This is a genomic window from Streptomyces sp. NPDC048211 (genome assembly GCF_043202315.1).
GTDB lineage: Bacteria > Actinomycetota > Actinomycetes > Streptomycetales > Streptomycetaceae > Streptomyces.
In genome coordinates this window covers 112,497-125,064 of record NZ_JBIDAD010000007.1, presented here as the reverse complement: position 1 = coordinate 125,064, position 12,568 = coordinate 112,497, and the positions used below count along the sequence as shown (strand labels likewise).

Genomic DNA, 12,568 nt, shown 5'->3' with positions numbered 1-12,568 from the left:
GTATGTGCTCACGGAAGGGGGTGCACCGCCTCTGCGCAGCAGGTTGCGCCACAGGTTGCGCCAATGACACCGCCCTCTCGGCCGTCCGACGCGTTCCCTGCGGCGCGCGAGCGCGCTACGGTGCGTGGCCATGACAGAGATCTCGATCATGGAGGTAGCGCGATGAGCTTGTCCCGACGTGGTCTGCTCGCCGCAGGCGGCGTGGTGGGAGCCCTCGCCGCGACGGCGGCGTCGGCAGGACCGGCCGCCGCCCACGGCTCGCACGGCAACGGCCACGGTGGTGTCCGTACCGGCTTCGACCGGCTGGCGGCCGACGGCTACAAGCTGCTGAAGGGCCAGAAGGTCGGTGTGGTCACCAACCCGACCGGCATCACCTCCGACGTCCGCCACATCGTCGATGTGATGCATCCCGACGGGCGGGTGAACCTGACCGCCGTCTTCGGCCCCGAGCACGGTTTCCGGGGCACGGCGCAGGCGGGCGGCTCGGAGGGGCGCTACGACGACCCGGCGACGGGGCTGCCGGTCTACGACACGTATCTCAAGAGCGGGCAGGCGCTCGCCGATGTCTTCACCGCGTCCGGCGTGGACACGATCGTCTTCGACATCCAGGACGCGGGCGCCCGCTTCTACACGTACATCTGGACGCTGTACGACTGCATGGAGGCGGCGGCCCTCGCGGGGAAGAGGTTCGTGGTCCTGGACCGGCCGAACCCGGTGACGGGGCGGGCGGCACTCGGGCCCGTGCTCGATCCCGCGTTCGGCACCTTCGTGGGGCGCCGGGAGATCGCGCAGGCACACGGCATGACGGTCACCGAGCTGGCGCTGCTGTTCAACGGGGAGTTCCTCGCGGACCGTCCGGCCGACCTGGAGATTGTGAAGATGTCGGGGTGGTCGCGCTCGGACTTCTTCGACGCGACCGGGCTGCCGTGGGTTCCGCCGAGCCCCAACATGCCGACGCCCGACACCGCGCTGGTCTACTCGGGCACCTGCCTCTTCGAGGGGACGAACCTCTCCGAGGGGCGCGGCACGACACGGCCCTTCGAACTGCTGGGCGCGGAAGGGGTCGACCACACCTGGGCGGCCGCGGCCAACGCCCTCGACCTGCCCGGAGTGGCGTTCCGCGAGGCGTACTTCGCGCCGACGTTCTCCAAGTTCCAGGGCAAGACCGTGGGCGGCGTCCAGCTGCACGTCCAGGACCGCGAGGTCTTCGACCCGGTCCGCACCGGGATCGCGCTGCTGGTCACGGCGAAGCGGACGTGGAGCGGGTTCGCCTGGCGCTCCGACAACTGGATCGACAAGCTGACCGGCAACACCCGGGTCCGCACGATGATCGACGCGGGCGCGGACACGGATGAGGTCGTCGGGGCGTGGGCACAGGACCTGGCCGCGTTCCGGGCCGTGCGGAAGCGGTACCTGCAGTACCGGTGAGGCGTGACCGGGCGGGCTCCACGGACGTGGAGCCCGCCCGGCGGGACAGCCCCTAGCGGTGTGCCGGGAACTCCACCACCTGCTGGTACGTCGGGCGGTTCTGCCAGTGGATCGCCTTCTGCGCGATCCCGCCGAGCGCCCGGTGGATGATCGAGTCGGTGCACCACTGCTCGCCGGCCTTGCAGTTGTCGTCGGCCGGGTACACCTCCGCCGCCGGGACCGCCGCCGCCTGCTTCAGCGAGGACAGCAGGGCCGCGCGGCAACTGCTCAGGTCCCCGTTGCCGCAGTACGGCTTGGCGAGCGGACCCTTGACCGGCTGCCCCAGCACCTGGCGCAGGTCCTTGTCGGCGAAGCCCCACCAGCCGTACTGGAAGGCCGAACCGCTGTGCGCGCCGCTCGGCCCGTGGCTGGCCGCCGGGGACTCGTCGGTGGCGAGGTTCGCGGTCAGCGCCCCGTACAGGTCGTCACCGAGCCCCGGCTTGAACTCCGCCTCGATCAGCCTGGGCCACCACGCGTCCATGACGCGTACCGCGTCGGCGTGGGTGTACGCGTGCGAGCCCGGGCTGCTCTCCTTGCGCTGGGCGCCCGATGCCCGCCAGGAGTCCAGTTGCTGGACCACCGCGTTCAGTTCCGGGTCGGTGACCGGCTGGGAGCGGATGACCTTCAGCAGTTCGGGGAGCAGTTGCTCTCCGCGCAGGTCGGTGAGTGCGGCGTCCGCCATCGCCCGGGTGAGGGAGGCGCGGGTGACGCCGCCCTCCTCCACCAGCTTCGACACCCGGTCGTCGAGCAGGTCGGCCCGGTGCACCGCGCTGAGCCCGAAGCCCGCCGAGGCGTACCCCTCGGCCTGCTTGTTGTTCCACGAGACGTAGTAGTCCTGGCCCGTGGAGTGCGGGTGCTCGGCGAAGGGGGTGTAGGAGGCGGTGTTGGCCGCCGGGTCGTACCCCTGCCACTCGTACGCCTTCTCGGCCCTGACGGGCAGCGCCGGGTCGACGCCGGCCGCGCGGACCGGGTTCATGCCGCTGTTGTAGAAGGAGGCGGTGCGGGAGTCGGCGTAGAACCAGTTGAAGGCGTAGTCGATGTTGCTCGCCGCCTGCTGGAAGGAGGCGGCGTCGGTGACGTACGACGGGTCGTTGAGCATCTGGAAGCCGATGATCGAGTCGGCCTCGTGGCGGTAGGTGGTGCGCAGGGAGGTGTACGCGACGGGCTTGCCGCCCACCGTGGCGCGGTGGGTGACGATGCCGTAGCCGGTGCGCCACACCTGCATCCGGTAGGAGCCCTTCGCCGTCGAGTCGGCGACGGTCGGCTTCCAGGAGTTGGTGCGCTCCAGCTTCTCCATGGCGGTGCAGGCGCCGCGGTAGAGGTAGTGCGTGGAGTCCTTGGTGGGGGCCGAGCCGTCGGGCTCGCACAGGTCGACGGCGTAGGTGTCGGTGATGTCCTGGCCCGCCGAGGTGGCGCTCCAGGCGTAGTCCTGGCCGCGGCCCATCTGGATGTACATGCCGACGCCGGCGAAGGAGACCCCCCGGGCGCTGATGCCGGGGCCCTGGAGCTCCTGGAGCATCATCAGCTGCGGGGCGAAGTAGCCGGTCTGCGGGCCGAAGACCGCGATCGGGTTGCCGCTCGCCGTGCTCCTGCCGGAGACCAGCAGGGCGTTGGACATGCCGCGCTTCTGGGCGCCGGAACCGGAGCCGGGGAGCGAGCCCTCGGGGATGACCCCGTCGTCGTAGATGCCCTGGGCCTTCCTGAGCGCGGCCGGGGCCTTGACGGGCGCCTTCGCGTCCGTGCCCGCGGAACCGGTGCGGTCGTGGATCAGCGGCTCGGCGGTGACGGAGCCCGGGTCGGGAAGAGCCGTTCCGACGGCCTTGCCGGGCTTGTTCGCGTACGGGAACGAGGTGCCGTCGTGGACGGTCAGCACGGCCTCGGGGTCGTTGCGCTGCCGGAACGACTCCCAGACCTTCGTCCCCTCGGCGACGCCGTACTTCTGCTGGGCGGAGAGGAGTGACAGCGCCGCCTGGACCTCGCCGCCGCCACCGCCGCCGAACTGGCCGCCGACGACCGAGGCGATCGAGATCAGATCGGTCAGCTGGAACGGCTGGATCTCGCCGATGTTCGTGATCGCGTCGATCTTGCCGGTGAGGACGTACTCGCCGGGGAAGTAGCGGCCCTTCTTCGACTTCTCGCGATAGGAGTTGATGCCGTCGACGTACGCCTGCGCGTCGGCCATCGCCTGTTCGCCGCGGGCGCCCTCATGGGTCCTGATGTACTCGACCTGGGCCTGGAGATCGGCCTCGGTGTACGGGGCCTGCGGCCAGAACTGCTGCTCCAGGCCCTGGTTGGCGAGCGCGCCGCCGGCGAACGAGGTCAGTTCACCGCGCCCGATGTGGCGGAAGAGGTCCATCAGCCAGAGCCGGTCCTGACCGGCCGCGAAGCCGGCGCCGAACTCGGTTCCGTAGCGGGTGGTGCCCTTGATGTGCGGGACGCCGGACACCTTGTCGCGGGTGATGGTGACGTCGTCGCGCGGCGAGGTGACCGATTCGACCTGGTCCTTCGCGACGCCGAAGGAGGCGTCGTTGAAGAAGTCGTTCAGTTTCTGGTCGGTGAGGCCGGTGTGCCCGGCCACCAGCCCGTCGTAGCGGCCGAGCTGGTCGTCGCTGTGCGCGGGATGGGTGCCGAACGCCTTGTTGCCGAGGATCTCGACGAGGGTGGCGTTGCCGTTCTCGCCGGGCGGCAGGATGTCGTCGCACTGCCCCTGGCAGTAGTCGACGACGGGGGCGGGGTCCGCCTCGGCGGCGCCCGCATGGGGCGCGGAGGCCAGCAGGGACGTTCCGAGGGCGAGAACGGCCGCGATGGTGGCGGCTCTTGTCCTGCCGATGCGTACGGACATGCGGGTGCGTGGGGGCATGCGTGCTCCTCGAAGAGGCCGATGCGCCGGACGTTACCGGCGGTATGACTCCCGGGTAAGATGAACATCGGTCACCTTTTCCGAATCGTCACATCCCGTCACATGACGACCCGTCATCTCAGTAATTGGACGGAACGGGCCTTGGATGGAGCCGATCCGGGCAGTCGTACGTCCACTCACTGACGCCGAACTACGGGCGATGGAGTACGAGCGACGGAGGTGGCAGCGCCATGGCCGGATTCCGGAGTCTTGCGAGACAGGTCCGCGACCCGCGAAGCGATCTGGCACTGCGGCGGTACTCGCTGCGCAAATGCCTGGAACGCTTCGCCCCGTACGGTCACCGGGCGACCTGGGACCACCTGTGCGCCCGGCACGGGCTGGACCCCGAGGACCGGGAACCCGACCCGGCGCGGCTGATGCGCGCGCTGGAGGAACTGGAGACGGCCCGGGCGGTCTGGCTCGGCTACGAGGCGGGCTTCGCCGAGCGGCGCAAACGGGAGAAGCACGAGGGGCTGCGGCGCCCCGCCGCGTTCGACGACTGGCACCTGCGCACCTGGGGCGGGAACGGGGTCGCGCGGTGCGAGAACCCGGCGGTCCACCCGGCGGCTCCGCTCGCCGACGTGCTGACCCGGCTGATCTCGGCCCTGGAGTCGGAGCCGGGCACCGGCTGCCCGGTGTGCGCACAGGCCCGCATCGCCTGGCGGCAGGACCTGGACAGCGAACCCTGGTCCGGCCCGGTCTGCACCGGCTGCGGGATCGTGGTCCCACAGCCGGTACTCACCCCGGACGCACTGGCGAGGGCCAGGCGGCACCGGCTCGGCGACCTGGCATCGGCCGCCTGAGGAACGGAGCGGCCCGCCCGGCACCTACGGCCGCCGGACGGGCACACGACGGCCGGACCGCTCGTCATCCTCCGGCGGGCCGGCGCACGGCCTTACCCTCCGGCGGGCCGGCGCACGGCCTTGCTCTCCGGCATCAGACGCGAACCGCTGAACCGGTCACCGGAGACGTCGTCCGGGTTGGAGAGCACACAGGTCTCCAACGACAGGCAGCCGCAGCCGATGCAGTCGGTGAGGTGGTCGCGCAGCCTGGCCAGCTGCCGGATCCGCTCATCCAGCTCGGAACGCCAGGCCTCGGAGAGCCGGGCCCAGTCGTCGCGGTTCGGGGTGCGCTCCTCCGGGAGCTCGGCCAGGGCGTCACGGATGGTGGCCAGCGGGATGCCCACCCGCTGCGCCGCACGGACGAAGGCCACCCGGCGCAGCGCGTCCCTGGTATAGCGGCGCTGGTTGCCACTGGTGCGGGTGCTGCTGATCAGGCCCTTGGCCTCGTAGAAGTGCAGGGCCGATACCGCGGCGCCGCTGCGCGCGGAGAGCTGGCCGACCGTGAGTTCATGGAGTGTCTGTGGGATCTGGGGCACTCATCGAACCCTACGCGTCCCACCCCGGCCGGTTCCGTCGTTGACAGGAACGCACCCGCCAACCATGCTGAGCAAGCGCTTAGACAGTCGGTCGAGAGCGGGAAGGCAGGGACCAGGGACATGGCAGAGCCGAGGATCTTCACGTCCGCGCAGGAGCTGCGTGACGGAGTGGGCGAGCAGCTGGGACACAGCGACTGGCTCGAGGTCGACCAGAAGCGGATCGATCTCTTCGCCGACGCCACCGGCGACCACCAGTGGATCCACGTGGACCCGGAACGCGCCGCGGCCGGACCGTTCGGCGCGACGATCGCGCACGGCTACCTCACGCTCTCACTGCTGCCGACGCTCGTACCGCAGGTCATGCAGGTCGAGAACACGAAGATGGGCATCAACTACGGGACCAACAAGGTCCGCTTCCCCTCCACCGTGCCCGTGGGCTCCCGGCTGCGGGCCACGGCCGTCCTGAAGAGCGTCGAGGAGGCCGGCGGCGGCGTGCAGGTCACCGCGGTCGTCACGGTCGAGCGCGAGGGCGGCGAGAAGCCTGCGTGCGTCGCCGAGTCGGTGTCACGCTTCTACTTCTGAGCCGGATCCCCACGCCCGAGCCGACCCGGGGACCTCTCCGGCCGAACCGGAGCCCCTCGCACCGGGCCCGGGCTGCTCCCCTCCGGGCTTCACACGGGTGTCGGCCCCGCCCCTCACGGGGGCCGGGGCCGACACGCATGTCCGGCCCGTGCGACGCCCCGGACCACGGGCGGCGTCAGCGCTCTGCCGCGACCATCCGCAGCACGAGCCCGGCGTACAGTTCGCCCACCTCGTCCGGCGTGCGGCTGCCCTGCGCGTTGAACCACCGCGCCACGTCGATGCAGAGCGAGAGCACGGCGAGCGCGGTGCCGGGCACGTCGGGGACGTCGAACTCCCCCGCCGCCACCCCCTCGCCGATGATCCGGCGCACCGCCGCGTCGCTCCTGCGGCGCAGTTCGACGATCTCGGTGCGGTGCTCCTCGCCGAGCGCGTCGAGCTCGTACTGGACCACGCGCGCGGTGGTGTGCCGCTCGGCGTGCCAGCGGACGAAGGCCCGCACGGCACCGGCGAGCCGCTCGGTGGCCGTGCCCTCCGCGTCGGCCGCCGACTCCAGGAGGGCCAGGGCCCGGTCGTGCCCGATCCGGCTGATCCGGTGGAGCAGCTCTTCCTTCGTCTTGTAATGGATGTAGAGCGCGGCGGGGCTCATTCCGGCGCGGCCCGCGATGTCCCGGGTGGTGGTCGCGTGGTACCCGCGCTCGGCGAAGGCATCGACGGCCGCGACGAGAAGCCGCCGGGCGGCCTCGGGCGTCACTTCGGCCCACGGCGTGTTCTCGCCGTCGATCTCCTCCGCCGTGCTCATCGTCGGTCGCCCCTCTCAGTCAGCAGGACGAACACCATACCCCGATCCTGAGCAAGCGCTTAGGGGTCCGGTGCGTGAGATCGTCAGAGCTTCTGGAAGGGGTCGTGCTCCGCGAGGATCTTCTCCAGCCGGGCCTGGTCGACCCGGCTGATGATCCGGCCGGCCTCCTGCCGGTCCCGGATCACCTTGGCCAGCGTGAAGGCGGAGGTGACGAGGTAGAGGACGCAGATGGAGAGGAAGCCGCGCACCCAGGCGTCGGCGTCCAGGGAGTAGATGCCGATGGCCACCGCCCCCAGCGCGATCCCGAAGGACGCGACGGCCTGCCCGTAGAAGGCGGCGGTGTTCTGCTGCTTGACCGATGTCGTCTCACTCATGCGGCCCAGCATCGGGCGATGTGGCGCAGCCCACATCCGTCCGCGTACTCAGTCCGGTACTCAGACGCCCGTTCGGGTCACGCGGGGGCCGGGAAGGCGGGACCCGGAAGGCGGGGGCTCAGAAGGCGGAGACCCCCGTCAGAGCGCGGCCGATGATCAGCTTCTGGATCTGACTGGTGCCCTCGTAGAGCGTCATCACGCGCGCGTCGCGCAGCAGCTTGCCGACCGGGTACTCGTCGATGTAGCCGTAGCCGCCGAAGACCTGGACGGCGTTGTTCGCGGCGCGGACGGCAGCCTCGGAAGCGAAGAGCTTCGCCTGGGACGCGGCGGTGGCGAAGGGCTCGCCGCGGTCGATCAGGTCGGCCACCCGCCAGGTCAGCAGGCGGGCTGCGTCGACGTCCACGGCGATGTCGCTGATGAGTTCCTGGACGAGCTGGTAGCTCGCGATGGACTTACCGAACTGCTCGCGCTCCCCCGCGTATCCCACGGCCGCGTCCAGGGCGGCCTGCGCGATGCCGACACAGCCCGCGGCGACCGACATCCGCCCCTTGGCGAGTGCGGACATCGCGATGGAGAAGCCCTTGCCCTCGGGGCCCATCAGTGCGGCGGCGGGGACGCGGACGTCCTCCAGGACCAGTTCGGCGGTCGCCTGGCCGCGCAGACCGAGCTTGCCGTGGATGGTGCGCCGGGTGAGCCCGGGGGTGTCGGTGGGCACCAGGAAGGCGGATACACCCTTGTGGCCGGGGGTGTCGCCGGTGCGGGCGAAGAGCAGCACCACATCGGCCCAGGTGCCGTTGGTGATGAACATCTTGCTGCCGTTGATGACGTAGTCGCCGCCCTCCCGCACGGCCCTCGTCGTCAGGTTCCCGGCGTCCGAGCCCGTGCCCGGTTCGGTGAGGCCGAAGCAGCCGACCGCGTCACCGGCGGTCAGCCGGGGCAGCCACTGCCGCTTCTGCTCCTCGTCCCCCCAGGCCGCGACGGTCTTGGCGACCAGCCCCAGGGAGACCGAGACGATGCCGCGGACCGAGGAGTCACCGCGACCGAGCTCCTCGGTGACCAAGCAGTACGCGAGGTGGTCACCGCCCGAGCCGCCGTACCCCTCGGGGACCGTCAGCCCGAGGAAGCCGAGGGAGCCCAGCTTCTTCACAATCGACTTGTCGACACTCTCGGAGCGGTCCCACTCGACGACGTACGGGGCGATGTCACGGGCGACGAAGTCCTTGGCGAGCTGCCGGACGGCTTCCTGCTCCTCGCTGAGTTCCAGGTTCATCCTTCGGCTCTCCACTTCGGGCCGATCCGCACGGGGCGACCGACTTTAATTAGCACTGCTAGTTTTAGATGCGCAGGGCCTACTATGTGCCGCATGGCCCGCCCGCGCAAGCCCCTCCTCAGCAGAGACCGCATCGTCGAGACGGCGAGCGCCCTCGTGGACGCCGAGGGGCTCGACGCCGTCTCGACCCGTCGGCTGGCGGCCGAGCTCGGGGTCAGCGGGCCGTCGCTCTACAACCACTTCCGCAACAAGGACGAGATCCTGGACGCGGTCGCCGACTCGGTCTCCGCGCAGGTCGATCTGTCGATGTTCGACGAGTCCGACACCCGCGACTGGCGCGCCGCGCTGCACGACTGGGCCGTCTCCTACCGTGCGGCGCTCAGCGCACATCCGCACATCGTCCCGGTGCTCGCCCAGGGCCCGGGCCGCCGCCCGGCCGGCCTGCGGGTCGCCGACGCGGTGTTCGGCGCGATGGTCCGCGCGGGCTGGCCACCCGCCCAGGCCACCTACATCGGCGCCCTGATGCGCTACTTCATCACCGGATCGGCTCTCGGCTCCTTCGCCCGGGGCTTCGTGGACGACGAGACGGCGTACGATCCGGCCGACTATCCGCACCTGGGCCAGGCGCACCTCCTGGCGGAGCGCCGTCAGAAGGTCGACGAAGGCGCTTTCGAGACGGGCCTGCGCGCACTGATCGACGGGCTCGCCCTGCAGTACGCCCCTTCCCCGCAGCAGGCGCGGTAGAGCGCTGCGCCGGGCCCACGACTATTCGGTAGGCGCCGAACCGTCCTGGCTCTACCGTCAGGTCCATGACCACGCTCCCCTCCCCCGCCACGCCCGCGCGACACCGCGACCGGCGGGCCACCGCAGCCGCCTGCACCACCGTGGTGCTGTGGGCCTCCGCCTTCGTCTCCATCCGCAGCGCGGGCGCTGCCTACTCGCCCGGCGCGCTGGCTCTCGGGCGGCTGCTGGCCGGCTCCCTGGTGCTCGGCTCCCTCCTGCTCCTGCGGCGGGAGGGGCTGCCCTCGCGGGCCGCCTGGCCGGGAATCCTCTGGTCCGGGCTGCTCTGGTTCGGCCTGTACATGGTGGTGCTCAACTGGGGTGAGCAGCAGGTGGACGCGGGCACCGCCGCGATGGTCGTGAACATCGGGCCCCTGCTGATCGCCCTGCTCGGCGCCCGGCTGCTCGGCGAGGGACTGCCCGGGCGGCTGCTGCTGGGCATGGGGGTGTCCTTCGCGGGCGCCGTGGTGGTGGGCCTCTCCATGTCCGGCGAAGGGAGTTCCTCGGTGCTGGGTGTGCTCCTCTGCCTGCTGGCCGCGGTGGCGTACGCGGGCGGAGTCGTCGGCCAGAAGCCGGCGCTGCGGCACGGCTCCGCGCTCCAGATCACCACGTTCGGCTGCCTGGTCGGCACGGTGGCGTGTCTGCCGTTCGCCGGCGCGCTGGTCTCCGACGCGGCCGACGCGCCCCTGTCGGCCACCCTGAACATGGTCTACCTGGGCGTCTTCCCGACCGCGCTGGCCTTCACCACCTGGGGGTACGCCCTCGCCCGCACCACGGCGGGCCGGATGGGCGCCACCACCTACGCGGTGCCCGCGCTCGTGGTGCTGATGGCCTGGCTGCTGCTGGACGAGGTGCCCGCACCGCTCACCATCGGTGGCGGCCTGCTCTGCCTGGCCGGGGTGGCGGTCTCCCGGATGCGTCCGCACACTGGTGCGACGCGGAAGATTCCGGCCCCGCAGGCGGAAGGACCCTCTCATGACGCGGAGCGCCAAGCGGCGGACCGGCCGTAAGAAGGCGGAGAAGCCCGGTGCCACGGCGCTGGTGACGCCCGAGGGCCCGGCGCGCGACGCCTGGCGCGAGGACTACCCGTACACGTCCAAGCTCGGCCGCAAGGCGTACGACACGTCCAAGCGCGCCCTGCAGATAGAGCTGCTGAAGCTCCAGCACTGGGTCAAGGAGCACGACGAGCGGATCGTCATCCTCTTCGAGGGGCGCGACGCCGCCGGCAAGGGCGGCACCATCAAGCGGTTCACCGAGCACCTCAATCCGCGTGGTGCGCGGGTGGTGGCGCTGGAGAAGCCCACCGAACGCGAGCGCTCCCAGTGGTATTTCCAGCGGTACGTGGCGCATCTGCCGGCCGCCGGGGAGATCGTGATGTTCGACCGGTCCTGGTACAACCGGGCCGGTGTGGAGCGGGTGATGGGATTCTGCTCGACCCCCGAGTACCTGGAGTTCATGCACCAGGCCCCGGGGTTCGAGCGGATGCTGGCGCGCGACGGCATCCACCTGGTGAAGTTCTGGTTCTCCGTCTCGCGCGACGAGCAGCGCAAGCGGTTCATGAGCCGGCAGACCGATCCGGTGCGGCAGTGGAAGCTGAGCCCGGTCGACCTCGCCTCGCTCGACAAGTGGGACGCGTACACCGAGGCCAAGGAGCTGATGCTCTTCCACACGGACACGGCGGACGCTCCGTGGACCGTGGTGAAGAGCAACGACAAGAAGCGGGCCCGGCTGGAGGCCATCCGGCACGTCCTGCACCGGTTCGACTACCAGGACAAGGACGCGACGGTGGCCGGGGAGCCGGACCCGCTGATCGCGGGCCCGGCCTCCCGGCTCTTCGAGCAGGGCGAGATGGAGGCCCGGCTGCTCACCACAGGACGCTCGGAGGCTTCCGCGGAACGTTAGAACACCACCAGGGCCCGGCCGCCCTTCCCGGCGATCATGTGGTCGAAGGCCGCCGGGATGCCGTCCAGCGCGATCCGGTCGGTGACCATCATCGAGAGGTCGAAGCGGCCCGCCCGGATGTGGTCGGCCAGCACCGGCAGGTCGCGGGCCGGGTCGCTGTTGCCGTACACGCAGCCGGTCAGGGACCTGCCCCAGTGGAAGATCTCCAGGGCGTTGAACGTGACCTGCTGGTCCTTGCCCCCGATGCCGACGACCGTGGCACGCCCGCCGCGGCGGGTGGACTCCCAGGCGGCACGGATGGTGGCGGCCCGGCCCACGCACTCGACGGCCACGTCGGCGCCCTGGCCGCCGGTGAGCCCCCGGATCTCACGGGGCGTGGTGGCGGAGGCGATCACGTAGTCCGTGGCACCCGCACGGCGGGCGAGGTCCTCCTTCTCCGGGGAGACGTCCACCGCGATGATCTTCGAGGCGCCCGCGATCCGGGCTGCCTGGAGCACGGCGAGACCGACGCCGCCGATGCCGAACACGACGACGGACTCGCCCGTGCGGACCCGGGCGCTGTGATGGACCGCGCCGTACCCGGTCAGCACCGCGCACCCCAGCAGGGCCGCGTCGGTGAGGGGGATGCCTTCCGGAGCGGGCAGGACGCAGTTCGCGGCGACCACCGTCTCCTGCGCGAAGGCCGCGACGTTGAGTCCGGGGTGCAGTTCGGTGCCGTCCGCGGTGTGGGCGTGGATGTGGGCCGCGCCTGCCAGCGCGTCCGTGCAGAGCCATACCTCGCCGATACCGCAGTGGCGGCAGCTGCCGCAGGACGGCGCCCAGTTGAGGACGACGCCGTCGCCCGGGGCGAGATGGCCGACGCCCTCACCGACCGAGACGACGGTGCCCGCGCCCTCGTGACCGAGGACGGCGGGGACGGGCAGCCGCATGGTGCCGTTGGACAGCGACAGGTCGGAGTGGCAGACCCCGGCGGCGGCGAGGCGGATGCGCACCTGGCCGGGGCCGGGCTCGGGCAAGGTGATGTCGGTGATCTCCAGCGGAGCTCCGACGGCGGGCAGTACGGCGGCGCGGACCACGGAGTGGCTCCTTGCTGATCGGGGGCGCGGACGGGGCGGGC

12 protein-coding genes are annotated in these 12,568 nt (G+C 71.2%); 6 read left to right on the top strand and 6 right to left on the bottom strand.

Features of this window, described 5'->3' with window-relative positions:
* The first annotated feature begins 162 nt into the window (after positions 1–162).
* Positions 163–1,428: an exo-beta-N-acetylmuramidase NamZ domain-containing protein gene (locus tag ACGFZA_RS25300; RefSeq protein WP_385281490.1), complete on the top strand. Its 1,266-nt coding sequence runs from the start codon at positions 163–165 to the stop codon at positions 1,426–1,428.
* Between the two features lie 52 nt (positions 1,429–1,480).
* Here ACGFZA_RS25300 and ACGFZA_RS25295 read toward each other — a convergent pair whose 3' ends face one another.
* Positions 1,481–4,327, bottom strand: a complete 2,847-nt coding sequence (locus ACGFZA_RS25295) for a penicillin acylase family protein (RefSeq protein ID WP_393682074.1) — start codon at positions 4,325–4,327, stop codon at positions 1,481–1,483.
* Between the two features lie 230 nt (positions 4,328–4,557).
* Here ACGFZA_RS25295 and ACGFZA_RS25290 point away from each other — a divergent pair, with 230 nt between their 5' ends.
* A complete protein-coding gene (locus ACGFZA_RS25290; protein ID WP_393682072.1) occupies positions 4,558–5,169 on the top strand; it encodes a hypothetical protein in 612 nt (203 codons plus the stop codon).
* 92 nt (positions 5,170–5,261) lie between these two features.
* Here the strand turns inward: ACGFZA_RS25290 and soxR are convergent, their stop codons facing one another.
* The gene (soxR, locus tag ACGFZA_RS25285; protein WP_385281498.1) at positions 5,262–5,744 is read right to left on the bottom strand and encodes a redox-sensitive transcriptional activator SoxR; all 483 of its coding nucleotides are present in this window, start codon (positions 5,742–5,744) and stop codon (positions 5,262–5,264) included.
* 120 nt (positions 5,745–5,864) lie between these two features.
* On the opposite strand from soxR, the gene ACGFZA_RS25280 reads away from it, so the two are divergent.
* Positions 5,865–6,326, top strand: coding sequence for a MaoC family dehydratase (locus tag ACGFZA_RS25280; protein WP_385281501.1), 462 nt, complete (start codon positions 5,865–5,867; stop codon positions 6,324–6,326).
* Positions 6,327–6,501: 175 nt separating this feature from the next.
* On the opposite strand, the gene ACGFZA_RS25275 is transcribed toward ACGFZA_RS25280, so the two are convergent.
* The 3 genes from ACGFZA_RS25275 to ACGFZA_RS25265 all read right to left on the bottom strand — a co-directional run bounded on the left by ACGFZA_RS25275 (position 6,502) and on the right by ACGFZA_RS25265 (position 8,769).
* Complete coding sequence (locus ACGFZA_RS25275; protein WP_393682069.1) at positions 6,502–7,125, bottom strand: TetR/AcrR family transcriptional regulator; 624 nt, start codon at positions 7,123–7,125, stop codon at positions 6,502–6,504.
* A gap of 83 nt (positions 7,126–7,208) precedes the next feature.
* Positions 7,209–7,499, bottom strand: a complete 291-nt coding sequence (locus ACGFZA_RS25270; RefSeq protein ID WP_393682067.1) for a YiaA/YiaB family inner membrane protein — start codon at positions 7,497–7,499, stop codon at positions 7,209–7,211.
* Positions 7,500–7,617: 118 nt separating this feature from the next.
* Positions 7,618–8,769 (bottom strand): acyl-CoA dehydrogenase family protein, encoded by a 1,152-nt coding sequence (locus tag ACGFZA_RS25265; RefSeq protein ID WP_393682065.1) that lies wholly within the window; start codon positions 8,767–8,769, stop codon positions 7,618–7,620.
* 93 nt (positions 8,770–8,862) lie between these two features.
* Here ACGFZA_RS25265 and ACGFZA_RS25260 point away from each other — a divergent pair, with 93 nt between their 5' ends.
* The 3 genes from ACGFZA_RS25260 to ppk2 all read left to right on the top strand — a co-directional run bounded on the left by ACGFZA_RS25260 (position 8,863) and on the right by ppk2 (position 11,451).
* Positions 8,863–9,513, top strand: coding sequence for a TetR/AcrR family transcriptional regulator (locus ACGFZA_RS25260; protein ID WP_385281510.1), 651 nt, complete (start codon positions 8,863–8,865; stop codon positions 9,511–9,513).
* Positions 9,514–9,578: 65 nt separating this feature from the next.
* The gene (locus tag ACGFZA_RS25255) at positions 9,579–10,559 is read left to right on the top strand and encodes a DMT family transporter (protein ID WP_385281513.1); all 981 of its coding nucleotides are present in this window, start codon (positions 9,579–9,581) and stop codon (positions 10,557–10,559) included.
* Positions 10,525–11,451, top strand: a complete 927-nt coding sequence (ppk2, locus tag ACGFZA_RS25250; RefSeq protein ID WP_393682062.1) for a polyphosphate kinase 2 — start codon at positions 10,525–10,527, stop codon at positions 11,449–11,451. Before ACGFZA_RS25255 ends, ppk2 begins: the two co-directional genes overlap by 35 nt.
* On the opposite strand, the gene ACGFZA_RS25245 is transcribed toward ppk2, so the two are convergent.
* Positions 11,448–12,527 (bottom strand): Zn-dependent alcohol dehydrogenase, encoded by a 1,080-nt coding sequence (locus tag ACGFZA_RS25245; protein ID WP_393682060.1) that lies wholly within the window; start codon positions 12,525–12,527, stop codon positions 11,448–11,450. The two genes, ppk2 and ACGFZA_RS25245, sit on opposite strands and share 4 nt — an antisense overlap.
* Positions 12,528–12,568 lie beyond the last annotated feature (41 nt).

Coding starts and splice junctions, on each gene's coding strand:
- ACGFZA_RS25295 (WP_393682074.1), bottom strand. CDS start 4,327: ATGCCCCCACGCACCCGCATGTCCGTACGCATCGGCAGGACAAGAGCC.
- ACGFZA_RS25255 (WP_385281513.1), top strand. CDS start 9,579: ATGACCACGCTCCCCTCCCCCGCCACGCCCGCGCGACACCGCGACCGG.
- ACGFZA_RS25260 (WP_385281510.1), top strand. CDS start 8,863: ATGGCCCGCCCGCGCAAGCCCCTCCTCAGCAGAGACCGCATCGTCGAG.
- ACGFZA_RS25275 (WP_393682069.1), bottom strand. CDS start 7,125: ATGAGCACGGCGGAGGAGATCGACGGCGAGAACACGCCGTGGGCCGAA.
- ACGFZA_RS25290 (WP_393682072.1), top strand. CDS start 4,558: ATGGCCGGATTCCGGAGTCTTGCGAGACAGGTCCGCGACCCGCGAAGC.
- ppk2 (WP_393682062.1), top strand. CDS start 10,525: ATGACGCGGAGCGCCAAGCGGCGGACCGGCCGTAAGAAGGCGGAGAAG.
- ACGFZA_RS25300 (WP_385281490.1), top strand. CDS start 163: ATGAGCTTGTCCCGACGTGGTCTGCTCGCCGCAGGCGGCGTGGTGGGA.
- ACGFZA_RS25280 (WP_385281501.1), top strand. CDS start 5,865: ATGGCAGAGCCGAGGATCTTCACGTCCGCGCAGGAGCTGCGTGACGGA.
- ACGFZA_RS25265 (WP_393682065.1), bottom strand. CDS start 8,769: ATGAACCTGGAACTCAGCGAGGAGCAGGAAGCCGTCCGGCAGCTCGCC.
- ACGFZA_RS25270 (WP_393682067.1), bottom strand. CDS start 7,499: ATGAGTGAGACGACATCGGTCAAGCAGCAGAACACCGCCGCCTTCTAC.